A 22,689-nucleotide genomic window follows, 5' to 3' on the forward strand; every position below is an offset into this window, starting at 1 on the left:
GGAGTGCTTCCAGACCGCGAAGAACGAGACCGGGCTCGATCACTACCAGGTCCGCGGGTACACCGCGTGGTACCGGCATATAACCCTGTCCATGGCCGCTCTCGCCTTCCTCGCCATCTTGCGGGCAGAGGCAAAAAGGGGGATCCGAGCACCGGCGGAAATCAATCGCTCATACCCGTGACCATGAACGAAGCCCGGCGGCTCTTCAACCGCATCTCCTCTCCGATCCGCCACCGAACCCAGCACGTACTCGCATGGTCACTATGGCGAAGAAGAAGCCAAGCACGAGCCCGCATCAGTCATTACCAACGCAGAGGGCATCACGGAGTGTCGTTGCAGTACTAGGACGTGCGCGGACACCCACGGGCGTGCGCGGACCGCCGTCCGTGGGTCACGCGGGTCACGCGGCGTCACCGGTCTCCACCGGCAGGTCGGCCAGCCGCCACTCCAGCATCCCGTCCACCAGGCGGACCGCGCGGCGTCCGCGTGCGGTCAGCAGGCGTACGGCGTCGTGGGCGAGCACGCAGTAGGCGCCCCGGCAGTAGGCCACCACCTCCGTCTCCTCGGGCAACTCGGCGACGCGGGCGGCGAGTTCCTCGACCGGGATGGAGAGGGCGCCGGGGATGTGGCCCGCCGCGTACTCCTCGGCGGGCCGCACGTCCAGGACGACCACATCGCCGGCCGCCGCGCGGGCGAGCAGTTCCGCACGGCCGACCTCCTCGCCGTCGGCGGGACCGAGGTAGGCGGTCCGCGCGGGCTCGACCGCGTCCTGGTGGGCCTGGGCGACCTGGCGCAGCAGCGCGTACAGGGCGGCGACGTCGTCCCCGGCGAGCCGGTAGTGGATGCGCACGCCCTCCCGCCGGGTGGCTACGAGTCCGGCCTGCTTGAGGGTCTGCAGGTGGGCGGAGGCGGTGGTCAGGTTCAGACCGGCGGCCCGGGCGAGGGCGTCGACGGTGCGCTCGCCCTGGGCCAGCAGATCGAGCAGTTCCAGGCGCTTCCCGCTGCTCAGAGCCTTCCCGGTGCGGGCGAAGGCGTCGTAGAGCGCGGCCTTGCGAGTGGGGTCTCCCATGGCATCGGCCTCCTCTTTATCCAATAATCCATGGAATAGTGTAGAGGAATAGGGGCGGCCCGTGTGAGCACGCGGCGGCCCCGGCGCCCCGTCCCGCCCCATCCCGTCCCGTCCCGGCACCTGGAGGAATCTGATGCGCTTCACCGCCCCGGCCAGCGCGGCCGTACGCCGCCGTCCGCAGGAGGAGACGTGAGCGCCGGAACGGCCGCCCGCAGCGAGAACGTGCGCCTCGGGCTGCGCGCCAACCTGGCCCAGTTCTCCCTGCTGGTCGCAGTCAACGCGCTGGTCGGCGGCATGCTCGGCCAGGAGCGCACCGTGCTGCCGCTACTCGCCCGCGAGGTCCTCCAGCTGTCCGCGTACACCGCGGCGCTGACCTACATCGTGGCGTTCGGCGCCACCAAGGCGGTCACGAACTTCTTCGCCGGCACCCTGTCCGACCGGTACGGCCGCAAGCCCGTACTGGTCGCCGGCTGGCTCGTCGCGCTGCCGGTGCCGGCGCTGCTGATCTGGGGGCCGACCTGGGGCTGGATCGTCCTCGCCAACGTCCTGCTCGGCGTCAACCAGGGCCTGACCTGGTCCACCACGGTCATCATGAAGATCGATCTGGTCGGTCCGGAACGCCGGGGCCTGGCCATGGGCTTCAACGAGGCCTCCGGCTACGTCGCCCTCGCCGCCACCGCCATGGCCACGGGCTCCCTCGCCGCCCACTGGGGGCTGCGCCCCGCCCCGTTCCTGCTCGGCGCCGCGTACGCCGCGCTCGCCCTGGGCCTGTCCACCCTCGCCGTCCGCGAGACCCGGGACCACGCCCGCGCCGAGGCCGCCCTCCCCCAGGCTCTCGGCTCCGCTCGAGCAGGGGGGACCCCCATACCCGCCCCGAGGAACCCCGACCACCACGGCGAGCTGACCACCGGCCAGGTCGCCCGCATCACCAGCTTCCGCGACAAGGCGCTGTCCGCCGCCAGCCAGGCCGGCCTGGTCAACAACCTCAACGACGCCCTCGCCTGGGGCATCTTCCCGCTGCTGTTCGCCGCCCACGGACTGTCCGTCGCCCGGATCGGCGTGCTCGCCGCGCTCTATCCCGCGGTGTGGGGGTTCGGGCAGCTGCTCACCGGCTGGTGGTCCGACCGGATCGGCCGCAAGCACCTCATCACCGCGGGCATGCTCGTCCAGGCCGCGGCCCTCGCCCTGGTGGCGGCCGGCACCACGTTCCCCGTCTGGGCCGCGGCCCAGGTGCTCCTCGGCGCCGGGACCGCGCTGGTCTACCCGACCCTCCTCGCCGCCATCGGCGACGTCGCCCACCCCGCCTGGCGGGCCCGCTCCGTGGGCGTCTACCGGCTGTGGCGCGACGGCGGTTTCGCCGTGGGCGCCCTGCTCGCCGGCGCCGTCGCCGACGCCTACGGCCTGGCCGCGGCGACATGGGCCGTCGCCGCGCTCACCGCGGCGTCCGGGCTCGTCGTGGCGGTGCGCATGTACGAGACCCATCCGCGCACGAGGTCATGAGCCGGCGGGTGCGCCCCACCTCGACGGGAGTCATCGGTCGCCGGGAGGCATCGGTAGCCGGGAGGCATCGGTCGCCGGGACGCATCGGTAGCCGGGAGGTGAGCGGTCGCCGGGAGGTAACTGGTCGACGGCAGGTCACCGGCTCGGCGCGTGCGGCGTCTGCCCCGTGGCCGGGCGGGTGGGGGTGCGCAGGGCCAGCAGGGCGACGTCGTCGTCGTTGCCCGCCGGGCGGACCCGGCGCAGCAGCAGGTCGGTGAAGGACGCGAGGGGCCGGTGGGCGAGGGCCGCGGCGTGCCGGCGCAGCCGGTTCAGGCCCTCGTCCAGGGTGTGGCCGGGGGCCTCGACGAGGCCGTCGGTGTAGAGCAGCAGGGTAGAGCCGGGCGGGAGGAGGGCCGTGGCGTCGGGGCGGGGGGTGCGCACCCCGGTGCCGAGCAGGATGCCGTGCCCGGCGTCGAGGTACTGGGCCAGGCCGTCGCGGCTGATCAGCAGGGGCGGCGGATGGCCGGCGTTGGTCCAGAACAGCTGCCACGGGCCGTCGTCGGACGCCTCGATCCGGCCGAAGATCATGGTGGCCATGGTGACGTCGGTGATGTGCTGGATCGCTTCGTCGAGCCGTCCGACGATCTGGCTCGGGGGTTCCTGCTGCGACCAGGCGTAGGCACGCAGCATGTTGCGCACCTGCGCCATGCCCGCCGCGGCCTCCAGGTCGTGCCCGACGACGTCCCCGATCGCCAGGGCGGTGGCGCCGTCGGACAGCGGGAAGGCGTCGTACCAGTCGCCGCCGACCTGCGAGGCGTCCGGCGCGGGCAGGTAGCGGACGGTCATCTGCAGCCGCGGCACCCTCGGCATCTGCGGCAGCAGGTGGTTCTGCATGGTCTCGGCGACCCTGCGCTGGCGCTGGTAGAGGCGGGCGTTGTCCAGGGAGAGACCGGCGCGGCGCGCGACGTCCTCGATCAGCGGGAGGTCGGCGGCGGTGAAGGCCGCCGGGTTCTCGGCGCGGCCCAGCGTGAGGGCGCCCACGACCTCGCGGCTGCTCCGGATGGGCACGATGGCCGCGGAGTGCATGCCGGTGGCCTCGAACAGGCGGTGCTGTTCGACGGCGATGCCGGAGTCCGGTTCCCCCCGGTAGGTCTGCGGCCCGGCCAGGGCGGCGGCTACCCCGCGCAGGGCTCTGGACAGCGGCAGCGGGGACTCCTCCGACACCGGCGGCATCGGGCCCTGCAACTCCTCGTGGTGCACCAGGGCCGCGCCTTCGGCGTGCACGACGACGGCGCGCTGCACCTCGTCGCTGTCGGTGATCAGATCGACGACCGCCCAGTCCGCCAGCCGCGGCACGACCAGCGCGACGAGCCGGCGCAGCGCCTCCCCGACGTCGAGCGTCGACGACAGCTGCGTGGTGGTCTCGGCCAGCAGGGCCAGCCGGGCCAGTTCCGTCATCGGCTGGACGCCCTGCCCGAACCGCTCGCCGGGCTTGCTCAGCGGACCGGAGCTGTGGAAGATCACCAGCATGCCGCGCCGGCCGTCGCCGATCTCGTACGGGGTGAGCAGCCAGGAGATGGGCAGCAGGGAGCCGTCGCCCCGCGCGAAGTAGTCCACGTCGGCCTGGGCGGTGTGTCCGGCGTGGAACGCCTGCCGCATGCCGCACTGGGTCCGGGGCAGCGACCGGCCGTGCGGCCCGCGGTGCAGCAGGTCGTGCGCGTCCTGGCCGACGAGGTCCTCGGCGGACCGGCCCAGCAGCTCTTCGGCGCGGGCGTTGACGGCCAGGATGCAGCCCTCGTCGTCCACCAGGTAGGCGCCGGTCCCGATGGCTTCCAGCGCCCGGCTGCGCGCGTCAGGACCGTGACCGCCCGGCCGGGACGGCTCCTCGACGGTCTCCGCATGCTGGGGCCGCGCCATCTCCACGCCTCCCTCGGTGATCGGGCTCTGAGCGCTGTCGGGCTCCGAGTGCTGTCGGGCTCCGAGTGCTGTCCGGCTCTGGGTGCTTTCTGGCTCTCTGAGCGTTTTCGGGCTCTGCGTGTTTTCGTATGCCCCGGCCCGGGGACATCACCCGCCCCAGGTGGCGCCCCGGGGCGTCTCACCCCATGTTCACCCACCGGCCGTTCCTTCTGCGACCGCCGGGCCGGGCGGGGACCGGCGGGCCCGGCGGTCGGCGGATGTGGATTGCCCGGCGGGCCGGGTACCGGGAGAGCGGGCACCGCAGCCGGGGCCCCGCGCGGCACGTACGACAGCGGAGGTGACGATGAGGCGCGACGAGTTCCTCGCCCGGGTACGCGAGCGCGGCGGACACGACGGCCGGGACGGGGCCGCGGCCGGCCTCGCGGGCTGACACACGGCGCGGGAGGCCGGCCGCGGCCGCGCGGCGGCCTCCTGCCCGACGGGGCCCGCACCGCCCGGTGCGGGCCGGCATGGCCACGAAGGGCCGTGGGGGTCCGGCCGGTGACGCCGGAGCCAGGCCGCGACGTCGCGGCTCCTTCCTCCCCGCGGCGGCCGGCCGGGACATCCGGCGGCCCTGTGGCCCGAGCGGCGAGCGAGACGGGTGGTGTGCCGGTGGAATGGCGGGAGTACGCGGAGCAGATGGCCCGGCTCGCACGGGACCTGCTGGCGCAGGATTCGGTCCAGGGAACGCTGGACGCCATCGCGGCGGCGGCGGTGCGGCTGGTGGACGGCTGTGACGCGGCCGGGATCCTCGCGGTGCGCAAGGGCCGGGCGGTGACCCTGGCCGCGTGCGGGGACGTGGTCCGGGACTGCGACCGGCTGCAGGGGGAGCTGGGTGAGGGACCCTGCTTCGACCTCGCCCGGCGCCGCCGGTGAGCGTGCGTACCGCATCGAGGACCTCAGCCGGCCCCAGGCGTCCTGGCAGCGGTTCGCCGCGGGCGCCCGCGAGCTGGGCGTGGGCAGCATGAGCGGGGTGCTGCTCTACGCCCAGGACGAGGACTTCGGGGCGCTCGACCTGTACGCGCGCCGTCCCGGAACCTTCGGCGAGGACGTCGAGACGGCGGTCTGGCTGCTGGCCTCGCACGCCGCCGTCGCCCTGTCCAGCGCGCGCACCATCGACCAGCTCGAGCACGCCATGGACAGCCGGCACGCCATCGGCGAGGCCATGGGCATGCTGATGGAACGTCACAGCTTCAGCGAGGAGGAGGCGTTCGACGTGCTGCGCCGCATCTCCCAGCACCACAACCTCAAACTGCGCGACGTCGCCCGGCGGATCAGCGGCGCGGGCGCCGACGGGAACTGACGGGGGCCGGCGGCCGGGTTCCGTGCCAAACGGTCGGTGTGCCGCGGTACTTGCGGCGCGGAGGCCGCCCGCATGGCATGATCAGGTGCAAATGGCCACCAGAGAACCGGACGACAGCACGGCAGCGGGCGACGGACACCACGCGGCGCCCGTGCCCGAGGACGTCTGGCGACGGTTCGCGGCCGACAGCGAACGGGCCATCCGCCGCTCCGCTCCCCGGGAGCCCTCGGCGCGCGAGCGCCTGTCGGGGGCGTCCGTGCGTTTCGCGCCCGACGGCGCGAACCGGGAACGCGGCGCCGGCCACGCCCCGTCGGACGCGGTCGGCGAACTGTGGCAGCCGCAGGAGCTGACGGCCGGCCCCGCCTGGCGCGACCTGGACGGTCCCGGCCGGCGCCGCCGGGTGTGCCGGGTGCTCGGAACCGTGGCGGCGGTCGTGCTGCTGCTGTCCGCGGCGTCCCACCTGTCCACCGGTCCCCGCCAGGGCCGCGGGGTGCCCGGCGGCACCACCCTCCAGCAGTCGGAGGACGTCCCGGCCGGGTCCCCCGCCGGCGCCACGTCCCGCCCCGAGCCGGACGACACGGCCCCCACCCTGCGCGCGGGCTGACCCACGCCCCGAGCCACCGGACCGCTGCACGGCGCGGCGGTGAGGCGACGATCGGTGACGCCGCCGCGGGGCTCCCGCACCCGGAGCCGAGGCGCCCTCACCGCCTCGGCCTTACGAGCACGGTTCACCGGGCCCTACCGGACTCCAACGGCAGGACGGTGCGTGGGCTGCGACGGCCCGCAGCACCTGCTTCTTCGACGGGTTCACCATCGCCCTCCCCGCCACGGTCACCGTCGGCACGGTCTCGTTGCCGTCCGCGACCGAGCGGACGAACGCCGCCGCCCGAGGATCGCGCCGGATGTCGACCTCGGTGTACCGCAGTCCCGTCAGGCGCAGTCCCAGTCGCAGCTTCATGCAGAACACGCACCCGGGCCGCCAGTGGACGACCACGCCCTCGCGGTCCTCGTTCACCGGTGTCCCCCTCGGTCTCGGCGGCGGTGCGCCAAGCGTAGGGGAGTCCGGCGTGCGGGCGGGGGCGGGGGGCGTCATCTCCCCGTGGTCTGCGGTTCGTAGGTCGCGAGCGCCCAGATCACGAACACGTCGATGGCCATCATAATGACGGACCACACCGGCGCGTAGGGCAGGAACAGGAACTGGGCCATCAGGCTCAGCGACGCCAGCACGATGCCGACCCCGCGCGCCCAACCGGCGCCGGAGAGGATGCCCGCGCCGGCGATGACGGCTATGACGCCGAGAACGAGCAGGATCCATCCCCAGCCGGTGAGGTTGATCTTGTAGACGTAGTTGCCGATGCGGGCGTAGACATCATCCTTGGAGATCGCCGCGACGCCCTGGAAGACGGCCAGAAAGCCGTTGACGATCATCAGGACGCCCGCGAAGACGGCGCCGCCGTTGGCCCAGGCGCTGCCGCCGGCGGGGGCGGATCGGTAGTCACCGGACGGGGCGCCCGAGTGGGACGGTGCGGTCATGGTCGCACTCCGTTTCTCGTGGGGCGGCGGCAGCGGGCGCCGGTCGCCCGGCCGCCTGCTTCGACAGTCGGCCCGGAGTGCGGGGTCGGCCAGAGGATGTGAGCCGATCGGGTGATGGACGCGATATGCAAGGGTCATGGATGGGCGCGCGCGTCGGGCGCCTGCCGCGCGGGCGGCCTGGGGCGTTACTCGGGCTCGCCGTCGTCGACGCGGTAGGTCCTCGTCCAGGTGGCGCCGCAGCGGCAGCGGGAGAGCTCCACCAGGTCGCCTTCTTCGGACACGGCCAGACCGTCGCGGAGGCGGACGTGCACGTGCTGACTCATGGGATGCGCCTTCTCTCGCGTGTGCCGGGGGTCCCCACTGTCATCACATGTCCGCCTCCGTCCGCAATGACGCGGACCACAGGGCGGCCGGCCACGCGGCCGGCCACGCGGTCGGCTACGCGTCGGCGATCCCGTGTTCGAACGCGGCCAGGTGCCGCTCCGAGGCGGCGAGGAGGTGGGTGTACACCTGGCGCGCGTCCGGGGCGGTGAGGCCGGACAGCGCCTTCGTCAGCGCGGCGACGTCGTCGGTCTCGACGGTGCGGCCGGCCTTCAGCGCCGCGTCCAGGCTGCCCTCGCCCTGCTTCAGCAGCCGGTCGTAGGTGGCCTGGACGGCCGGGTCGGCGAACTCGCCGGCCGGCTGTCCGGTGGTCGGATCGCTGACGTCGTAGCGGTCCAGCAGGGTCCGTACGGCGGTGAGGTGCCGCGTCTCGGCCGCCGCGATCCGGTCGAAGATCCGTACGTCGTAGCGCTCGGCGAACGCCGTGTAGAGGTCGTGTGCCAGCTTCTCCTCCTCGGCCATGCCGGCCAGGGTGTCCTTCCGGGCGGCCGTGAGGGTTCCCTGCCCGGCGGGGGCGGTCCGCGTGCAGGGCGCGTCGTCGCCGTGGCCGCCGTGCCGGTTGGCGGGCTCCGACATGCGGTGCATGCCCTGGTGGGCCGCCGACGCGGGGGTGCCGCCGGAGTCCGCGATCACCGGTCCTGCCGCCGCGACGCCGCCGACGGCGAGGACGCCCACGGTGAGGATCGTCGCGATTCTGCGGTTGCGTGTCATGTCCGGCCTCCTCGGATCCGCGGGGACGTGGCTTCGTTCCCGCACGGTCACGGTCGCGCCGGGCCCTGCATTCGGCGTGCCGGGGATGTGGAGACGGGATGGAGACGACGGCGGGGAAGGTTGGGCTGTTCGGCCCTCGCCGGGACGTGTCCGGAGCACGTAGGAGTGGGGCATGTCCACCACGGTGCTCGTCGTCGAGGACGAGAAGGAGATCCGGGAGCTGCTGCGCCGCTACCTGGAGCGCGCCGGTCACGGGGTGCTGACGACCGGGTCGGGCGCGGAGGCCGTACGGCTGCTCGGCGAGCGGCGGGTCGACCTGGCGCTGCTCGATCTGGGGCTGCCGGACGTGGACGGTGACGAGGTGCTGCGCGAGGCCCGGGAGCAGGGGCGGGTGCCGGTGGTGGTGCTGACCGCCCGCACCGCCGTCGAGGACCGCATCCGCGGGCTGCGGCTGGGCGCCGACGACTACGTGACCAAGCCCTTCAGCCCCACCGAGGTCGTGCTCAGGGTCGGTGCGGTGCTGCAGCGGGCCCGGGGCACGGGCACGGCGGACGCGCCGGTCTCGTCGTACGGCGGGGGCCGGCTGCGGGTCGACGAGGCCCGGCACGAGGCGGTGCTGGACGGCGTCGCCGTCGAGCTGACGCCCACCGAGTGGGGTCTGCTGACCACGCTGGCGTCGGTGCCCGGGCGGGTGTACTCCCGCTACGAGCTGGTCAACCGGGTGCGCGGCTACGAGTTCGCCGGCTACGAGCGGACCGTGGACTCGCATGTGAAGAACCTGCGGCGCAAGCTCGGGCCGGCCGGCTCCGGTGTCGTGGAGACGGTGCTGGGCGTCGGCTACCGGCTGGGGTGGCCCCGTGATCCGTGACCGCTCCCCGGCGCGACCCGCGGCCGCACCGGCCGCACCGGCCGCACCGGTTGCGCCGCCGCGGCGGCCCGGCGGGCTCGGCCCGCTGGGCCGGCGGCTGTTCGCGGCGTTCGTCGTGGTCGCGCTGGCGTCCGTGGCCCTGCTGACGGCCGCGGCGCTGGTCGGCGCCGACCGCGGGCTCAGCAGTGCCCGGCAGGCCGACCGGCTCGAGACCGCCTCGCGGGTGGCCGCGGCCGCCGCCGACGCCTACCGGGCCGCGGACGGCTGGCCGGCGGCCGACCTGTCCGCCGCGCGGTCGCTGGCCGCCGGGGCCGGGGCGGAGCTGACCGTGCGGGACGCGGACGGCCACGCGGTCACCGGCGGATCCGGGGCCGGCACCGGCGCCGGCACCGGCGCCGGCACCGCCGGGCACGGCATGTCCGGACAGGAGCACGGCTCGTACGGGCACGGCGGCTCGTCCGGACCGACCGCGACCGCTTCCGTCCTCGTGGACTCCGCCGCGGTCGGCTCGGTCCTGCTCCGCTTCCCGTCCGGCGCCACGTCCGGCGGGCTGTCCGTGGCCTGGGGCTGGGTGACCGTCGCCGCCGTCGGCGCCCTCGTCCTCGCGCTGGCCGTCAGCTGGTTCGTCACCCGGCGCCTGACCGCTCCCGTCGTGCGGGTCGCGGCGACCGCCCGCGCGCTGGCCGCCGGGGACCGCGAGGCCCGCGCCCGGATCGACGCTCCGGGTGAACTGGGCGATCTGGCCCGCGCGTTCGACGCGATGGCCGACGAGGTCACCCGCGCCGAGCAGGCCCGCCACCGGCTCGCCGCCGACATCGCGCACGAACTGCGCACCCCGCTGGCGGCGCTGCAGGCGGGGCTGGAGGAGCTGCGCGACGGCTACGCGGACCCGTCCCCGGAGCGGCTGGCCGCCCTGCACGACCAGACCCTGCGGCTGGGCCGCGTCGTCGGCGACCTCGGCGAGCTGGCGGACGCGGAGTCGGCCCGGCTGTCCCTGCGGCGCGCCGAGGTGGATCTGGCGGCCGTGGTGCGGGCGGCGGTGGCGGACCGCGAGGCCGAGCTGCGCACCGCGGGGCTGACCGTGCGCACCCGCACGGAGTCCGCTCCACTCCTGGTGTACGCCGACGCCGACCGGCTGCACCAGGCCCTGGGCAACCTCCTGTCCAACGCGGCCCGGTACTGCCGTCCGGGCGACACCGTCACCGTCGGCGCATCCTGCCGCGCCGGGGAGGCGGTCGTCGAGGTGGCCGACACGGGGCCGGGGATCCCCGCCGAGGAACTCCCGCACGTCTTCGACCGGCTCTGGCGGGGCACGCGCGCCCAGGCGACCGGCGGCAGCGGAATCGGTCTGGCCGTGGTCAAGGAACTCGTCACCGCACACGGCGGCAGCGTCGGCGCCGCGTCCGGCCCGGACGGCGGCACCAGGATCACACTGCGCCTGCCGACCGCCGGGACGCCGACCGCCGCGACGCGGGCCGCCGCGACGCCGGCCGCCCCGACGTAGGCCGCCGCTCCCGCTCGCGGCCCTGGTCAGAGCCCTGACGTTGCCCGATAGGCAAATACCCCCAGGGGTATTTGACGCTTCCCCCGAGAGGGCCGTACTCTCGCTAACAAGAAACCCCCGGGGGTATTTGAGGAGGCAACCACATGGCTCGCGAAGTCACCCAGGAGGAGTTCTCCGCCGCATGGGCGGACGGCGCGCTCACCGTCGACGTCCGGGAACCCGCCGAGTACGTGGCCGGCCACGTGCCGGGCGCCCGGCTCATGCCGCTGCGCACCGTGCTCGACCGGTGCGGCGAACTGCCCGGCGACCGGCCGGTCTACGTGATCTGCGCCAGCGGCAACCGCAGCAAGACCGCCGCCGACTGGATGAACTCCCGTGGCGTCGACGCCTTCTCGGTGGCCGGCGGCACCAGTGGCTGGGCCCGAGCGGGCCGCCCGATCGCGGCCGGTGCCCCGGAGCACGCGGCCTGACCCACCTTACCGACACCCGCACCCAGGCCTGCTGACGAGAAGGAGTCCCGCCTTGGCCGCCACCCCCTCCCCCGCGAACGAGCCGCTCACCGGCCGTCACCGCGTCGTCGTCATCGGCGGCGGCAGCGCCGGCATCAGCGTCGCGGCCCGCCTGCGCCGCGCCGGCGTCACCGACATCACCCTGATCGAACCGTCCGACACCCACTGGTACCAGCCCCTGTGGACGCTGGTCGGCGGCGGCCAGGCCCCCCTCGGCGCCTCCCGCCGTCCGGAGGGGTCCGTCATCCCCGACGGGGTGCGCTGGGTCCGGCGCCGCGCCGAGTCCGTCGACCCCGAGGCCCGGACGGTCACCCTGTCCGGCGGCGAGCAGCTCACCTACGAGTACCTGGTGGTGGCGCCGGGCCTCCAGCTCGACTGGGACGGCGTGCCCGGCCTCGCGGAGGCCGTCGGCCACGACCGGGTGAGCAGCAACTACGCTCCCCAGTACGCCCCGCGCACCTGGGAGCTGGTCAAGCAGCTGAAGTCGGGCACGGCCGTGTTCACCCACCCGGCCACTCCGCTGAAGTGCGGCGGCGCCCCGCAGAAGATCGCCTATCTGGCCGCCGACTACTGGCGCAAGCAGAAGGTCCTGGACCAGATCCGCGTCATCATGGTCATCCCGGACCCGGTGATGTTCAAGGTGCCGGCCTGGGCGCAGGTGCTGGAGAAGGTCGCCGCCCGGTACGGCATCGAGGTCCGGCTCAGCTCGGAGATGACGGCCGTCGACGGCGACGCCCGCACGCTCGTCATCACCGACCACGCGAACGGCACCAAGGAGACCATCGGCTACGACCTCCTGCACGCCGTGCCGCCGCAGAGCGCCCCCGACTGGATCAAGACCGGTCCGCTGGCCGACCCGGCGAGCCCGCTGGGGTTCGTCGCCGCCGACAAGCACACCCTGCGGCACCCGGTGTACGGCAACGTCTTCGCACTCGGCGACGTGGCGAACCTGCCGACGTCGAAGACCGGCGCGGCGGTGCGCAAGCAGGCGCCGGTCGTGGCGGCCAACCTGCTCGACGTGATGAACGGCCGCTCCCCGTCCCGCCGGTACGACGGCTACACGTCCTGCCCGCTGGTGACCGCCCGCGACAAGATGCTGCTCGCCGAGTTCGACTACGACCTGAAGCCGCAGCCCTCCTTCCCGCTGATCGACACGTTCAAGGAGCGGCGGGACATGTGGGTGTTCAAGCGGTACCTGCTGCCGCCGGTGTACTGGCACGGCATGCTCACCGGCCGGCTCTGACCGGCAGGCCGGGCCCGGGCCTTCGCGGTCCGGGCCGGCCACCGGCCCCGGCCCCTCTCTCCCCCGCCCCCGCCAAGGGCGGACCAGACCCTTCTATATACCCCCCTGGGTATCAATACCGATCCGATACGGAGGTCACCCGACCATGTTCTTCGCCCAGTACTACCTCGACTGCCTCTCCCACGCCTCGTACATGATCGCCGACGAGACCACCGGCAAGGCCGTCGTCGTCGACCCGCGCCGTGACGTCTCCGAGTACCTCACCGACGCCGAGGCGCACGGCTTCACCATCGAGGCCGTGCTGAACACCCACTTCCACGCCGACTTCCTCGCCGGTCACCTGGAGCTCCGTGACCGCACCGGCGCCTGGATCGGCTACGGGCAGCGCGCCGAGGCCGAGTACCCCATCCGCAAGCTGACCGACGGCGAGCGCATCAGCCTCGGCGACGTCCAGCTCCAGATCATGGAGACCCCCGGCCACACCCCGGAGTCGATCAGCATCCTGGCGTACGAGCACGCGGACGACGCCGTGCCCTACGGCGTGCTCACCGGCGACGCGCTGTTCATCGGCGACGTCGGCCGTCCCGACCTGCTCGCCTCGATCGGCGTCACCGCCGACGAGCTCGGCTCGATGCTCTACGACAGCATCCAGAACAAGCTGATGGCCCTGCCCGACGCGGTGCGGGTCTTCCCCGCCCACGGCGCCGGGTCCGCCTGCGGCAAGAACCTCTCCACGCAGCGCCAGTCGACCATCGGCGAGCAGCGCGCCACCAACTACGCGTGCCGCCCGATGAGCGAGGAGAAGTTCGTCGAGCTGGTGACCGAGGGGCAGCCCTCCGCCCCCGCCTACTTCGTCTACGACGCCATCCTCAACCGCAAGGAGCACGGCCTGTTCGACGCGACCGCCGCGCCGCGCCCGCTGTCGGTCGAGGACTTCATGGAGCGGCGCGCGGCCGGGGCGGTCGTCGTCGACGCCCGCTCGCCGCAGGACTTCGCCACCGGGCACCTGCGCGGCTCGGTCAACGTGCCCGCCGACGGCCGCTTCGCCGAGCAGGCCGGCATGGTCGTCGGCCCGGAGGAGGACGTCATCGTGGTCGCGCCGCAGGACCGCGAGGAGGAGATCGTCACCCGGCTCGCCCGCATCGGCTTCGACAAGGTCGCCGGCTACCTGCGGGAGCCCGAGGGCGCCTTCCCCGCCCTGGCCGACGAGATGGCGCAGGCCAGCCGCCTGACCGTGAACGAGCTGCGCAAGGCCCTGGACGGCGACGAGCCGCCGCTGGTGATCGACGTGCGCAACGGCTCCGAGCGCGAGGAGGGCTTCATCGAGGGCTCGCTGCACATCCCGCTGGCCGAACTGGCCCGCCGTATCGACGAAGTCCCCACCGACCGGCCCCTGGTCGTGCACTGCGCGGGCGGCCACCGCTCCTCCATCGGCTCCAGCCTGCTGCGGCACAAGGGCCGCACCGACGTCTCCGACCTGCTCGGCGGCTACGGCGCCTGGCTCGCCGAGCCGGCCACGAGCTGCGCCTGACCCACCCCGCGGGGGGCGGGCCCCCCCCCCCCCCCCCCCCCCCCCGCCCCCGGCCTCTCCCCCTACAGCGTCCCCACCTCTCCCCCTCCCCTCCAGCCACAACGAGGTACCCCCATGGCCACCGATGCCGACCAGCCACGACTCGGACCAGCCGCTCTGCGCGAGCTGACCCGCACCGGCGAAGGCCCCCGCCTGCTGGACGTGCGCACCCCCGGCGAGTTCCGCACCGCGCACATCCCCGGCTCCTACAACGTCCCCCTCGACACGCTGCGCGAGCACCGCGCCGAACTGCTGCACCACCTCGACGAGGACGTCGTCCTCGTCTGCCGCTCCGGCGCCCGCGCCTCCCAGGCCGAGAAGGCGCTGGCCGAGGCCGGACTGCCCAACCTGCGCGTCCTCGAGGGCGGCGTCATGGCCTGGGAGGCCGCCGGCGGGACCCTCACCCGCGGTCCCGAACGCTGGGACCTGGAACGCCAGGTCCGGCTCGTCGCGGGCAGCCTGGTGCTGGCCACCGGCATCGCGGGCGTGTTCGTGCCCGGACTGCACCTGATCGGCACCGCCGTCGGCGCCGGACTGACCTTCGCCGCGCTGAGCAACACCTGCGCCATGGGCATGCTGCTGTCGAAGCTGCCCTACAACCGCGGCCCGCGCACCGACATCGACTCGGTCGTCGCCGCCCTGCGGGGTGCCTCATGATCGCCGTCATCATCGCCGCGTCCCTGCTCATCGGCATCAGCCTCGGCATCCTGGGCGGCGGCGGGTCCATCCTGACCGTGCCCATCCTGGTCTACCTGGCCGGGATGGAGACCAAGCAGGCCATCGCCACGTCCCTGTTCGTCGTCGGCGTCACCAGCGCCGCCGGTGTCGTCTCGCACGCCCGCGCGGGCCGTGTCCGGTGGCGGACCGGGCTCCTGTTCGGCCTGGCCGGCATGACCGGCGCCTACGCCGGCGGACGGTTCGCCGAGTTCATCCCCGGCACCGTCCTGCTGATCGCGTTCGCCCTCATGATGATCGCCACCGCCTTCGCCATGATCCGCGGCCGCAAGCAGCAGCCGAAGAAGGTCCACCACGAACTGCCCGTCATGCACGTCCTGCTGGACGGCATCGTGGTCGGCCTGGTCACCGGTCTGGTCGGTGCGGGCGGCGGCTTCCTCGTCGTCCCGGCGCTCGCGCTGCTCGGCGGGCTGCCGATGACCGTCGCCGTCGGCACCTCCCTGCTGGTCATCTCCATGAAGTCCTTCGCCGGACTGGCCGGTTACCTGGCCAGCGTGCACATCGACTGGGGCTTCGCCCTGCTCGTCACGGCGGCGGCCGTCGTCGGCAGCGTGATCGGCGGGCTGGTGGCCGGACGCATCCCGCAGAACGCGCTGCGCAAGTCCTTCGGCTGGTTCGTCGCGGTCATGGGCGTCTTCGTCCTCGGCCAGCAGATCAGCGCCGACCTGCGCCACACCCTGCTGGCCAGCCCCTGGACGTGGGCCACGGCGGCCGCGGCGGCGGGCGTCGGGTTCAGCTGGTACACGCTGCGCAAGGCCGGGCGGGCCGCGCGCGGTGCGGACGGGCCGGACACGGCGGTTGCCCGTTCCGCGCCGGAGGACGCCGTGCACCAGGGCGACGGAACCCCCGTCTGACCACAAGCCGGGGCGGTACCCCCGCGCCGGCAAGCCCGGAACCCGCCCGGAGGAGGTGCCCGGTGGACGAGTCGGAAGTCGTACGCGAGGAACGCGAAGAACGCGAGCAACGCGAACAGCGCGAGGAAGCCGACGCGACGGCGGAGGTGCTCAACCGGCTGCGCCGCGCCCAGGGGCAGCTCGCCGCGGTGATCGCCATGATCGAGGCGGGGCGCGACGGCAAGGACGTGGTCACCCAGCTGGCCGCGGTCTCCCGGGCCCTGGACCGGGCCGGTTTCAAGATAGTGGCGGGCGCGATGCGCCAGTGCCTCACCGAACGGCACCGCGGACACACCCCGCCCCTGTCCGAGGCCGAACTGGAGAAACTGTTCCTGACGCTGGCCTGACGCGCCCCGGCCGAAGACGGCCGGGGCCGGGCCGCGGCAGGCCGGCGCCGGACCCTCCACCGGTACGGCCTCCACCGGTACCACCTCCAGCCGTACGGTCTTCACCCGTACGACCTCCGCACGAAGGGACAGGCACACAGGATGGACGCAGAGGACTGGGACGCGCGGTACCGCGGCCGCGAGCTGGTGTGGACGGCGCGGCCCAACCGGTTCGTCGAGGAGGAACTGGCCGGGCTGCCGCCCGCCGGACGGGCGGTGGACCTGGCCGCCGGCGAGGGGCGCAACGCGGTCTGGCTCGCCGGGCAGGGCTGGGAGGTGGACGCCGTGGACTTCTCCGCCGTCGCGCTGGACAAGGCCGCCCGGCTGGCCGCCGAGCGGGGCGTGCCGCTGCGTACCGTCCGCGCCGACCTCACCACGTGGCCGGCGCCCGAGGCGACGTACGGCCTGGCGCTGATCGCGTACCTGCACCTGCCCTGGGAGCGGATGGCGGGGGTGCTGCGGCAGGCCGCGCAGGCGGTGGCCGAGGGCGGCACGCTGCTCCTGGTCGGCCATGACGCGGCCAATCGCGAGCACGGCCACGGCGGGCCGCAGGACCCGCGCGTGCTCTACACCGCCGAGCAGGTCGCCGACGTGTGGCGGCCGTACGCCGACATCCTGCGGGCCGAGCCGGTCACCCGCGCGGTGACCGACGCGGACGGCGAGCGCCGCACGGCCGTCGACACGCTGGTGCGGGCGGTACGGCGCTGACGCCGTCGACCTCGTGCGCGCGGTACGGCGCTGACGCCGTACCGCGCGCTCACGCGGCTCAGGAGGCCGGCTTGCCGGGCTTGGTCGCCAGGTACCAGTCGGTGAGCTTGACGCCCTCCTGGGACAGGCGGGCCTCCAGTTCCGCCTCGGTGCGCGGGGCGCCCAGGACCACGTCCTCGCCCGGACGCCAGTTGGCGGGGCAGGACACGCCGTCGCGGTCGGAGGTCTGCAGGGCGTCGACCAGCCGCAGGATCTCGGGGATCATGCGTCCGGCGTTCATCGGGTAGTACAGCATCGCCCGCACGGTCTGCTCCGGGTCGATGACGAACACGGCACGCACCGCGGCCGTGCCGGAGGTGTTCGGGTGGAGCATGCCGTAGGCGCGCGCGACACGTGTGTCGAGGTCGGCGATGATCGGGAACGGAACACGCACACCCAGCTTCTCCTGGATGGCCCGGGTCCAGGCGAGGTGGCTGTGGACGGAGTCCACGGAGTTGCCGAGCAGGGCGGTGTTGCGGGCGGCGAACTCGTCGGCGAGTTCGGTGAAGGCGACGAACTCCGTCGTACACACCGGGGTGAAGTCCGCCGGGTGGCTGAAGAGCACCAGCCAGCGGCCCGAGTAGTCGGTGAGCCGGACCGGGCCGTGGGTGGACTCGGCCTCGAAGTACGGTGCTTTGTCACCGATGAGGGGCAGGCCGGCGGGGGCGGGCTGGGTCGGCTGGTCGGAGACGGTCATCGGAGGATCCCTCCAGGGCGATCACAGATGTCTGTATACCCCTTTAACGTATTTTCCCGGTCCCGCCCGGTTGGAGGGCCGTACGACCGCCCGTCGGGGGCCGTACGGCCCTGCCGGCATCCCCGTTCGCCCCTTGAGCCCCGGGACGGCACGAACCTCCCCGCCCGCGAACCGTCCGGCGTCGGCAAACGGGAACAATCCGGGTGCGCGCGGCGCTGTTCCTCATACCCCGTCAGGTATCACTGAAGGCGCCCGCCGGGCCCGTGATCCGACTGGTCGTAGGAGTGTGAGGACGATGGCGACCCCAGAACGCATCCGGCCCGCGGCGGCCGAGGACACCTCGCTCGTGACCGGCTGCGGACGCAGGATCGCCGTACGGTGCCTGCGGCTCGCGCCCGCGGACCGGCCCATCAGCCGGGTCACCCTGGACATCGGTCCGGACCAGGGGGACGAGCACGGCACCTGGGCGGCGCTCACCGCCGACGAGGCCCGCGACCTGGCCCGCCTGCTCCTGCTGCACGCCGGCCTGGCGGAACGCCGCTCCTGACCGGACGGCCGCACCGCCGACGGGCGGGCCGCAGCACCGCCGCACCACCGCACCGCCGACGAAGGATCCGCTGGTGCTCCCGGAGAACGGCCGCCGGCTCACGGCGAGAGCGCCCCGCCCGGTGGGCCGGGCGGGGCGCTCTCGCCGTGAGCCGCTCACGCTTCCTCTCAGGTGTAGATGATCTGCCCGCCGGCCGCGTGTTCGTAGAACTCGCCGACCGTGATGACGCCCTGGACCTGCTCCACCAGGTCGTCCTTGTCCAGCTCGAACAGGTCGACGGACGCCTTGCAGGCGTAGATCCCGGCGCCGGTGTCGGAGATCATCTCGATGAACTCGGGGATCGGCGGGATGTCGAGCTTCTCCATCTTGCGTTCCAGGTACCGGGTGACCATGTCGGGAACCCCCGGCAGGCCGCCCAGCAGGGTCGGCAGGTGCAGGCCCGGGTTGCCGACCGTGGCCAGCTTGATGTGCTCCCAGCGCTTCTTCGTGATGGCGTCCAGCCCGAAGAAGGTGAAGAACAGATCGGCCTCGATGCCCTCGGCGCGGGCGCCGTTGGCCATGATCAGAGCCGGGTAGATGCCCTCCAGGGAACCCTTGGAGACGATGATCGAGACCTTCTCGATCGTGGCGACGTCGCCCATGACTGCCCCCTCCTCAGATGCAGCCGCGCGGCTTGGGGATTCCGGCGATCTTCGCGGCCGTCTTCGCCGGGCCCTTGGGGAAGAGCTGGTAGAGCTCCTTCACGCTGACGCCGGAGGTCTTGCCGAGGACGCGGACGGTGGGTCCGGTGCCCTTCTCGGCGTACTGGGCGCGCATGAAGCGGATGACCGTCCAGTGCTGGTCGGTCAGGGTGTCGATGCCGCATTCCTTGGCGATCTGCGCGGCCATCGGCTCGGTCCACAGGCCGGCGTCGGTGAAGAAGCCTTCGTCGTCGACCGGGACGGCGGTGCCGTCGTAGGTGGCGGTGGGCATGACGGTTTCCTTTCGCTCAGGCGGGGAGGTGGACCTTGCCGTGCTCGGGCATCGCCGAGCCGATGCCGGGCAGGTCCCGGCCGGGCAGGAGGCTGTGCCAGTACAGCCACTCGAAGGCCAGCTTGCCGAGGTGGTTGGCGTGCGACTCCTTCAGCAGCGGCAGCCCCAGCGCGGCCGGGTAGTGCCCCGGCAGCGGTTCGGTGTCGTAGTTGAAGTCGATCAGCAGGGCCTTGTGGAAGCCGGTCTCCACGAAACAGTTGGCGTGCCCGTCGAAGGAGGCGTCCACCGGCTGCCCGTCGAGGAAGCGGCTGATGTTGCGCACCAGCACCTCGCCCTCGAAGTGGGCCACCGATCCGGCCTTGGACGCCGGCAGACCCGCCGCGTCCCCGATGGCGAACACCTCGGGACGGTCCGGGTGCTGGAGGGTGTGCGGATCGACGGGCACGAAGTCCAGCTCGTCGCCCAGGCCCTCGGAACGTCCGACGTACGCGGCGCCGCCGTGCAGCGGGACGACGACCGCCAGGTCGAAAGGCACTTCGCGCTCGTCGTAGGAGACCAGCCGGCCGCCCCGGCCGTCGACCTCGCCGAGTGTGAACTCGGTGACCAGTTCGATGCCCTTGTCCGCCAGCAGTCCGCCCAGCGCCTTCGACGCGACCGGCTTGGTGAAGGCCGCGTCGAGCGGGGTGGCGTAGGTCAGCCGGACCTCGTCGCGCATGCCGCGCCGCTGGAAGTACCAGTCGGCGAGGAAGGCGAACTCCAGCGGTGCGACGGGGCACTTGAGCGGCAGGTCCGCGACGTCGATCACGACGCGGCCGCCGTCGAAGCGCTCCAGCGCCCGGTGCAGCGCGGTGGCGCCGGCCAGGTCGTAGAAGGTGAAGACGTTCTCGCCCCAGCCGGGGCCGGTCAGTCCCTCGGTCTCCTCCGGCAGCAGCCGGGCTCCGGTCGCCACCACCAGCACGTCGTAGGTCAGCCGGATGCCGCCGTCGAGGTGGACCGTGCGGGCGTCCAGGTCGACCCGCTCGATCGGCGCCTGCTTGTAGTCGACGGCGTGCAGCTGCCGCGGCCGGGACCGGACGAGGTGGTGGGGCTGGGCGAGCCCGAAGGGGACGAAGAGCAGACCGGGCTGGTAGAGGTGGTCGTCGTTCTGGTCGACGACCGTGATCCGGAGGTCGCTCTCGTCGTAGGCGCGGCGCAGGCGGTTGGCCGTCATGGTGCCGGCCGTGCCGCCGCCGAGAATCACTATGTGTTTGCCCATGCCTCCACAGTGGCGCCGGGCAGGGGGGCGCAGGCATGGGCCGCTGGTCCCGGTCCGGGTACCCACCGGGGTATGTTCCGCGGCCCGATCGCGGACCGTCGGGCCCCTCGCCGGCCGCGAACAGCCTGATGAGATACCCGCCAGGGTATACCGGCCCTGTCGCGCGGGGGACCAACGGTCCCCACCTCAGCCCGTCCGTCTCTACGTCCCGGCTCCCCGCGTGCGGTCGACTGGAGACGTCAGCGAGAGCGCATGCGAACGAGAGGGACCCGGCCATGACCGGCACCGCAGTACAGGACCCCGGCACCAACCGGCCGCAGCAGGCCGATGTGCAGCGATTCGAGGTCACCCACGTCGACCAGGACGCCTACGCCGTCGACATCCGCGGCCACCGGCTCCTGGTGGACCAGCCCGTCGCGGTGGGCGGCACGGACACCGCGCCCACGCCGACGGAACTGTTCGCCGCCTCCCTCGCCACCTGCGTCGCCTTCTACGCGGGCCGCTACCTCCACCGCCACGGCCTGCCCCGCGCCGGACTGCGGGTGCGCACCGAGTTCACCATGGCCACCGACCGCCCGGCCCGCGTCGCCTCGCTGCGCGTGGTGGTCGTCCCGCCGCCGGAGCTGCCCGAGCAGCGCCGCGACGCCCTGCTGGCCGTCGCCTCGCACTGCACGGTGCACAACACCCTGCACCACACGCCCGCGGTCGACATCGAACTGGAGGGGTGACCCGGGGCGCTGGAACAAATCCAGCCGGGCGCCTGTTGGACCAGATACCCCACTGGGTATACGAGAGGAGCGCGGAGCCCATGCCGACCGTCGAACTGACCAAGGACAACTTCGAGGAGACCGTCACCGGTTCGGAGATCGTGCTGATCGATTTCTGGGCCGCCTGGTGCGGACCCTGCCGGATGTTCGCCCCCGTCTTCGAGAAGGCCGCCGAACGCCACCCGGACATCGTGTTCGGCAAGGTCGACACCGAGGCGCAGCCCGAACTCGCGGGCGCCTTCCAGATCTCCTCGATCCCCACCCTGATGGCGATCCGGGACCGCACCGTGCTGTACGCGCAGCCCGGCGCCATGCCTCCGCAGGCCCTGGAGGAACTGATCGGCAAGATCCGTGCCGTCGACATGGACGCCGTGCGCCGGCAGGCGGCGGGTTCGGCCCGGCGCGGCTGACGGCCACGGCCCGGCATGACGGGGCGCCCGCACCGAGGCTCGGTGCGGGCGCCCCGTCTTTCCCGGCTCGGCCGCTCGACGGCAACGCGGGCTCCGCACGCGGAAAGGGCGCCCGCACCGATGGCCGGTGCGGGCGCCCTTTCCGTGTACGGGTTCAGCGCTCTTCCGTGTGCGGGGCTCAGCGCTTGCCGCGCAGGGTCGCCAGCGCGGTGTCGAGGTCGGCGGTACGGGGGCGGTTGTGGGGCAGCTTGGCCAGCATGACCGCCATGCCGCAGGTGTTCGTCAGGGCGGAGAAGACCAGGCCGCCCGCTATGCCGACGGAGAGGAGCAGGAAGGCCGGGTGCACCAGCACGCCGAGCAGGAGCCCGAGCAGGACCACGGTGCCGGCGGTGAAGCGCACCTGCCGCTCCATGCTCCAGGAGGCGCGCGTGTCGCAGGCGACCGGGCGCTGCAGGTCGTTCCCCTCGGAGGCCCAGGCGCCGGTGCCGCCCGCGAGGGTGGCGGTGACGATGCCCTCGACGGCCAGCAGCTTGCAGGCGTTCTCCGAGCGGGCGCCGGAGGCGCACACCACGAGGACGTCGCCCTGCTCGGCGGCGAGGCGGATCTCCGGCAGCGCCCGCCGGATGTGGTCCAGGGGGATGTTCACGGCGCCCGGAAGGTGACCGGAGGCGTACTCGCCGGGGGTCCGCACGTCGATGACGGTGAACTCGTGCAGCCGGCTGCGCGCCTGGTCGGTGCCGAGGGTGACGGGGGTGGGAGTGCTCATGGCAGAAGTGATCCTTATGGTCGACGTGTCCCGAACCGGGACGTACAGTACCCCTAGGGGTATTGCTGTGAGGAGTGTGGGTCATGGAACTGGAGCTCGAGGCCGCGGACCTGAAGGCCGTGCTGAACCGGCTGCGCCGGGCGCAGGGTCAGATCTCCGGCGTGATCCGGATGCTCGAGGAGGGCCGTGACTGCGAGGACGTGATCACGCAGCTCGCCGCCGCGTCCCGGGCGCTGGACCGGGCCGGGTTCGCGATCGTCGCGACCGGTCTGCAGCAGTGCATGGCGGGCATCGGGTCCGGCCGCACGGACGGTGTCGGCACCGAGGAGATCCGCACCCGGCTGGAGAAGCTGTTCCTGTCCCTGGCGTAGGGACCGGCCGGGCGGGC

General features: G+C 73.3%; 26 protein-coding genes and 2 pseudogenes. 17 read left to right on the forward strand and 11 right to left on the reverse strand.

The window, feature by feature from the left end; all coding sequences use genetic code 11:
• Nucleotides 1-181: pseudogene (locus ACH4ZX_RS14710) on the forward strand (IS701 family transposase); the annotation flags it as partial.
• A gap of 219 nt (nucleotides 182-400) precedes the next feature.
• Here ACH4ZX_RS14710 and ACH4ZX_RS14715 read toward each other — a convergent pair.
• The gene (locus ACH4ZX_RS14715; RefSeq protein ID WP_398272145.1) at nucleotides 401-1,069 is read right to left on the reverse strand and encodes an ArsR/SmtB family transcription factor; all 669 of its coding nucleotides are present in this window, start codon (nucleotides 1,067-1,069) and stop codon (nucleotides 401-403) included.
• A 189-nt stretch (nucleotides 1,070-1,258) separates the two neighbouring features.
• On the opposite strand from ACH4ZX_RS14715, the gene ACH4ZX_RS14720 reads away from it, so the two are divergent.
• Entirely contained in the window at nucleotides 1,259-2,569 is a 1,311-nt protein-coding gene (locus ACH4ZX_RS14720) for an MFS transporter (protein ID WP_398272146.1), read from the forward strand.
• 135 nt (nucleotides 2,570-2,704) lie between these two features.
• On the opposite strand, the gene ACH4ZX_RS14725 is transcribed toward ACH4ZX_RS14720, so the two are convergent.
• Entirely contained in the window at nucleotides 2,705-4,465 is a 1,761-nt protein-coding gene (locus ACH4ZX_RS14725; RefSeq protein WP_398272148.1) for a SpoIIE family protein phosphatase, read from the reverse strand.
• Between the two features lie 678 nt (nucleotides 4,466-5,143).
• Between ACH4ZX_RS14725 and ACH4ZX_RS14730 the strand changes: the two are divergent.
• Nucleotides 5,144-5,807, forward strand: a pseudogene (locus ACH4ZX_RS14730) (GAF and ANTAR domain-containing protein).
• Between the two features lie 91 nt (nucleotides 5,808-5,898).
• Nucleotides 5,899-6,411: a hypothetical protein gene (locus tag ACH4ZX_RS14735; protein ID WP_398272150.1), complete on the forward strand. Its 513-nt coding sequence runs from the start codon at nucleotides 5,899-5,901 to the stop codon at nucleotides 6,409-6,411.
• Nucleotides 6,412-6,522: 111 nt separating this feature from the next.
• On the opposite strand, the gene ACH4ZX_RS14740 is transcribed toward ACH4ZX_RS14735, so the two are convergent.
• The 4 genes from ACH4ZX_RS14740 to ACH4ZX_RS14755 all read right to left on the reverse strand — a co-directional run bounded on the left by ACH4ZX_RS14740 (nucleotide 6,523) and on the right by ACH4ZX_RS14755 (nucleotide 8,432).
• Nucleotides 6,523-6,822, reverse strand: a complete 300-nt coding sequence (locus ACH4ZX_RS14740; RefSeq protein ID WP_398272152.1) for a glutaredoxin domain-containing protein — start codon at nucleotides 6,820-6,822, stop codon at nucleotides 6,523-6,525.
• A gap of 74 nt (nucleotides 6,823-6,896) precedes the next feature.
• On the reverse strand, nucleotides 6,897-7,340 hold the full coding sequence (locus ACH4ZX_RS14745) for a hypothetical protein (RefSeq protein ID WP_398272153.1): 444 nt from the start codon (nucleotides 7,338-7,340) through the stop codon (nucleotides 6,897-6,899).
• A 185-nt stretch (nucleotides 7,341-7,525) separates the two neighbouring features.
• Complete coding sequence (locus ACH4ZX_RS14750) at nucleotides 7,526-7,663, reverse strand: hypothetical protein (RefSeq protein WP_351893618.1); 138 nt, start codon at nucleotides 7,661-7,663, stop codon at nucleotides 7,526-7,528.
• Nucleotides 7,664-7,778: 115 nt separating this feature from the next.
• Nucleotides 7,779-8,432: a DUF2202 domain-containing protein gene (locus ACH4ZX_RS14755; RefSeq protein ID WP_398272155.1), complete on the reverse strand. Its 654-nt coding sequence runs from the start codon at nucleotides 8,430-8,432 to the stop codon at nucleotides 7,779-7,781.
• Between the two features lie 172 nt (nucleotides 8,433-8,604).
• Between ACH4ZX_RS14755 and ACH4ZX_RS14760 the strand changes: the two genes are divergently transcribed.
• The 9 genes from ACH4ZX_RS14760 to ACH4ZX_RS14800 all read left to right on the forward strand — a co-directional run bounded on the left by ACH4ZX_RS14760 (nucleotide 8,605) and on the right by ACH4ZX_RS14800 (nucleotide 16,848).
• Nucleotides 8,605-9,300 carry a response regulator transcription factor gene (locus ACH4ZX_RS14760; RefSeq protein WP_398272157.1) on the forward strand — a complete coding sequence of 232 codons (696 nt, stop codon included), beginning with the start codon at nucleotides 8,605-8,607 and terminating at the stop codon, nucleotides 9,298-9,300.
• Nucleotides 9,290-10,804, forward strand: coding sequence for a sensor histidine kinase (locus tag ACH4ZX_RS14765; protein ID WP_398272159.1), 1,515 nt, complete (start codon nucleotides 9,290-9,292; stop codon nucleotides 10,802-10,804). Before ACH4ZX_RS14760 ends, ACH4ZX_RS14765 begins: the two co-directional genes overlap by 11 nt.
• A gap of 143 nt (nucleotides 10,805-10,947) precedes the next feature.
• On the forward strand, nucleotides 10,948-11,274 hold the full coding sequence (locus tag ACH4ZX_RS14770; protein ID WP_398272161.1) for a rhodanese-like domain-containing protein: 327 nt from the start codon (nucleotides 10,948-10,950) through the stop codon (nucleotides 11,272-11,274).
• A 52-nt stretch (nucleotides 11,275-11,326) separates the two neighbouring features.
• Nucleotides 11,327-12,556: an FAD-dependent oxidoreductase gene (locus ACH4ZX_RS14775; RefSeq protein WP_398272162.1), complete on the forward strand. Its 1,230-nt coding sequence runs from the start codon at nucleotides 11,327-11,329 to the stop codon at nucleotides 12,554-12,556.
• A gap of 145 nt (nucleotides 12,557-12,701) precedes the next feature.
• Nucleotides 12,702-14,087, forward strand: a complete 1,386-nt coding sequence (locus ACH4ZX_RS14780; protein WP_398272164.1) for a rhodanese-like domain-containing protein — start codon at nucleotides 12,702-12,704, stop codon at nucleotides 14,085-14,087.
• A gap of 114 nt (nucleotides 14,088-14,201) precedes the next feature.
• On the forward strand, nucleotides 14,202-14,783 hold the full coding sequence (locus tag ACH4ZX_RS14785) for a rhodanese-like domain-containing protein (protein WP_398272166.1): 582 nt from the start codon (nucleotides 14,202-14,204) through the stop codon (nucleotides 14,781-14,783).
• Nucleotides 14,780-15,715 carry a sulfite exporter TauE/SafE family protein gene (locus ACH4ZX_RS14790; RefSeq protein WP_398272167.1) on the forward strand — a complete coding sequence of 312 codons (936 nt, stop codon included), beginning with the start codon at nucleotides 14,780-14,782 and terminating at the stop codon, nucleotides 15,713-15,715. The genes ACH4ZX_RS14785 and ACH4ZX_RS14790 overlap by 4 nt, the downstream gene beginning before the upstream one ends.
• 146 nt (nucleotides 15,716-15,861) lie before the next feature.
• Nucleotides 15,862-16,101 (forward strand): metal-sensitive transcriptional regulator, encoded by a 240-nt coding sequence (locus ACH4ZX_RS14795; protein WP_398272460.1) that lies wholly within the window; start codon nucleotides 15,862-15,864, stop codon nucleotides 16,099-16,101.
• A gap of 141 nt (nucleotides 16,102-16,242) precedes the next feature.
• Nucleotides 16,243-16,848 (forward strand): class I SAM-dependent methyltransferase, encoded by a 606-nt coding sequence (locus ACH4ZX_RS14800; protein ID WP_398272169.1) that lies wholly within the window; start codon nucleotides 16,243-16,245, stop codon nucleotides 16,846-16,848.
• 58 nt (nucleotides 16,849-16,906) lie between these two features.
• Here the strand turns inward: ACH4ZX_RS14800 and ACH4ZX_RS14805 are convergent, their stop codons facing one another.
• Complete coding sequence (locus ACH4ZX_RS14805) at nucleotides 16,907-17,584, reverse strand: peroxiredoxin (protein WP_360760566.1); 678 nt, start codon at nucleotides 17,582-17,584, stop codon at nucleotides 16,907-16,909.
• Between the two features lie 295 nt (nucleotides 17,585-17,879).
• On the opposite strand from ACH4ZX_RS14805, the gene ACH4ZX_RS14810 reads away from it, so the two are divergent.
• Complete coding sequence (locus tag ACH4ZX_RS14810) at nucleotides 17,880-18,131, forward strand: hypothetical protein (RefSeq protein ID WP_398272171.1); 252 nt, start codon at nucleotides 17,880-17,882, stop codon at nucleotides 18,129-18,131.
• A gap of 167 nt (nucleotides 18,132-18,298) precedes the next feature.
• Here ACH4ZX_RS14810 and ACH4ZX_RS14815 read toward each other — a convergent pair whose 3' ends face one another.
• From ACH4ZX_RS14815 to ACH4ZX_RS14825, 3 genes are read right to left on the reverse strand one after another with little or no spacing between them, the layout of a single operon-like run.
• Nucleotides 18,299-18,772, reverse strand: coding sequence for a DsrE/DsrF/DrsH-like family protein (locus ACH4ZX_RS14815; RefSeq protein WP_398272173.1), 474 nt, complete (start codon nucleotides 18,770-18,772; stop codon nucleotides 18,299-18,301).
• A gap of 13 nt (nucleotides 18,773-18,785) precedes the next feature.
• Complete coding sequence (locus tag ACH4ZX_RS14820) at nucleotides 18,786-19,103, reverse strand: TusE/DsrC/DsvC family sulfur relay protein (protein ID WP_398272175.1); 318 nt, start codon at nucleotides 19,101-19,103, stop codon at nucleotides 18,786-18,788.
• Between the two features lie 16 nt (nucleotides 19,104-19,119).
• Nucleotides 19,120-20,358, reverse strand: a complete 1,239-nt coding sequence (locus tag ACH4ZX_RS14825; RefSeq protein WP_398272176.1) for an NAD(P)/FAD-dependent oxidoreductase — start codon at nucleotides 20,356-20,358, stop codon at nucleotides 19,120-19,122.
• Nucleotides 20,359-20,633: 275 nt separating this feature from the next.
• On the opposite strand from ACH4ZX_RS14825, the gene ACH4ZX_RS14830 reads away from it, so the two are divergent.
• Both ACH4ZX_RS14830 and trxA read left to right on the forward strand, forming a co-directional pair.
• Nucleotides 20,634-21,086 (forward strand): OsmC family protein, encoded by a 453-nt coding sequence (locus ACH4ZX_RS14830; protein WP_398272178.1) that lies wholly within the window; start codon nucleotides 20,634-20,636, stop codon nucleotides 21,084-21,086.
• An 80-nt stretch (nucleotides 21,087-21,166) separates the two neighbouring features.
• Nucleotides 21,167-21,535, forward strand: coding sequence for a thioredoxin (trxA, locus tag ACH4ZX_RS14835; protein WP_398272180.1), 369 nt, complete (start codon nucleotides 21,167-21,169; stop codon nucleotides 21,533-21,535).
• 178 nt (nucleotides 21,536-21,713) lie between these two features.
• On the opposite strand, the gene ACH4ZX_RS14840 is transcribed toward trxA, so the two are convergent.
• Nucleotides 21,714-22,301, reverse strand: coding sequence for a rhodanese-like domain-containing protein (locus tag ACH4ZX_RS14840; protein ID WP_398272182.1), 588 nt, complete (start codon nucleotides 22,299-22,301; stop codon nucleotides 21,714-21,716).
• Nucleotides 22,302-22,384: 83 nt separating this feature from the next.
• On the opposite strand from ACH4ZX_RS14840, the gene ACH4ZX_RS14845 reads away from it, so the two are divergent.
• On the forward strand, nucleotides 22,385-22,672 hold the full coding sequence (locus tag ACH4ZX_RS14845) for a metal-sensitive transcriptional regulator (RefSeq protein ID WP_324786053.1): 288 nt from the start codon (nucleotides 22,385-22,387) through the stop codon (nucleotides 22,670-22,672).
• The last annotated feature ends 17 nt before the right edge of the window (nucleotides 22,673-22,689 follow it).

The sequence above is a fragment of the Streptomyces sp. NPDC020490 genome, from assembly GCF_044335305.1.
GTDB lineage: Bacteria > Actinomycetota > Actinomycetes > Streptomycetales > Streptomycetaceae > Streptomyces.

Coding starts and splice junctions, on each gene's coding strand:
- ACH4ZX_RS14845 (WP_324786053.1), top strand. CDS start 22,385: ATGGAACTGGAGCTCGAGGCCGCGGACCTGAAGGCCGTGCTGAACCGG.
- ACH4ZX_RS14715 (WP_398272145.1), bottom strand. CDS start 1,069: ATGGGAGACCCCACTCGCAAGGCCGCGCTCTACGACGCCTTCGCCCGC.
- ACH4ZX_RS14760 (WP_398272157.1), top strand. CDS start 8,605: ATGTCCACCACGGTGCTCGTCGTCGAGGACGAGAAGGAGATCCGGGAG.
- ACH4ZX_RS14785 (WP_398272166.1), top strand. CDS start 14,202: ATGGCCACCGATGCCGACCAGCCACGACTCGGACCAGCCGCTCTGCGC.
- ACH4ZX_RS14790 (WP_398272167.1), top strand. CDS start 14,780: ATGATCGCCGTCATCATCGCCGCGTCCCTGCTCATCGGCATCAGCCTC.
- ACH4ZX_RS14780 (WP_398272164.1), top strand. CDS start 12,702: ATGTTCTTCGCCCAGTACTACCTCGACTGCCTCTCCCACGCCTCGTAC.
- ACH4ZX_RS14840 (WP_398272182.1), bottom strand. CDS start 22,301: ATGAGCACTCCCACCCCCGTCACCCTCGGCACCGACCAGGCGCGCAGC.
- ACH4ZX_RS14830 (WP_398272178.1), top strand. CDS start 20,634: ATGACCGGCACCGCAGTACAGGACCCCGGCACCAACCGGCCGCAGCAG.
- ACH4ZX_RS14800 (WP_398272169.1), top strand. CDS start 16,243: ATGGACGCAGAGGACTGGGACGCGCGGTACCGCGGCCGCGAGCTGGTG.
- ACH4ZX_RS14825 (WP_398272176.1), bottom strand. CDS start 20,358: ATGGGCAAACACATAGTGATTCTCGGCGGCGGCACGGCCGGCACCATG.
- ACH4ZX_RS14755 (WP_398272155.1), bottom strand. CDS start 8,432: ATGACACGCAACCGCAGAATCGCGACGATCCTCACCGTGGGCGTCCTC.
- ACH4ZX_RS14820 (WP_398272175.1), bottom strand. CDS start 19,103: ATGCCCACCGCCACCTACGACGGCACCGCCGTCCCGGTCGACGACGAA.
- ACH4ZX_RS14745 (WP_398272153.1), bottom strand. CDS start 7,340: ATGACCGCACCGTCCCACTCGGGCGCCCCGTCCGGTGACTACCGATCC.
- trxA (WP_398272180.1), top strand. CDS start 21,167: ATGCCGACCGTCGAACTGACCAAGGACAACTTCGAGGAGACCGTCACC.
- ACH4ZX_RS14770 (WP_398272161.1), top strand. CDS start 10,948: ATGGCTCGCGAAGTCACCCAGGAGGAGTTCTCCGCCGCATGGGCGGAC.
- ACH4ZX_RS14815 (WP_398272173.1), bottom strand. CDS start 18,772: ATGGGCGACGTCGCCACGATCGAGAAGGTCTCGATCATCGTCTCCAAG.
- ACH4ZX_RS14750 (WP_351893618.1), bottom strand. CDS start 7,663: ATGAGTCAGCACGTGCACGTCCGCCTCCGCGACGGTCTGGCCGTGTCC.
- ACH4ZX_RS14725 (WP_398272148.1), bottom strand. CDS start 4,465: ATGGCGCGGCCCCAGCATGCGGAGACCGTCGAGGAGCCGTCCCGGCCG.
- ACH4ZX_RS14810 (WP_398272171.1), top strand. CDS start 17,880: ATGGCGACCCCAGAACGCATCCGGCCCGCGGCGGCCGAGGACACCTCG.
- ACH4ZX_RS14735 (WP_398272150.1), top strand. CDS start 5,899: ATGGCCACCAGAGAACCGGACGACAGCACGGCAGCGGGCGACGGACAC.
- ACH4ZX_RS14805 (WP_360760566.1), bottom strand. CDS start 17,584: ATGACCGTCTCCGACCAGCCGACCCAGCCCGCCCCCGCCGGCCTGCCC.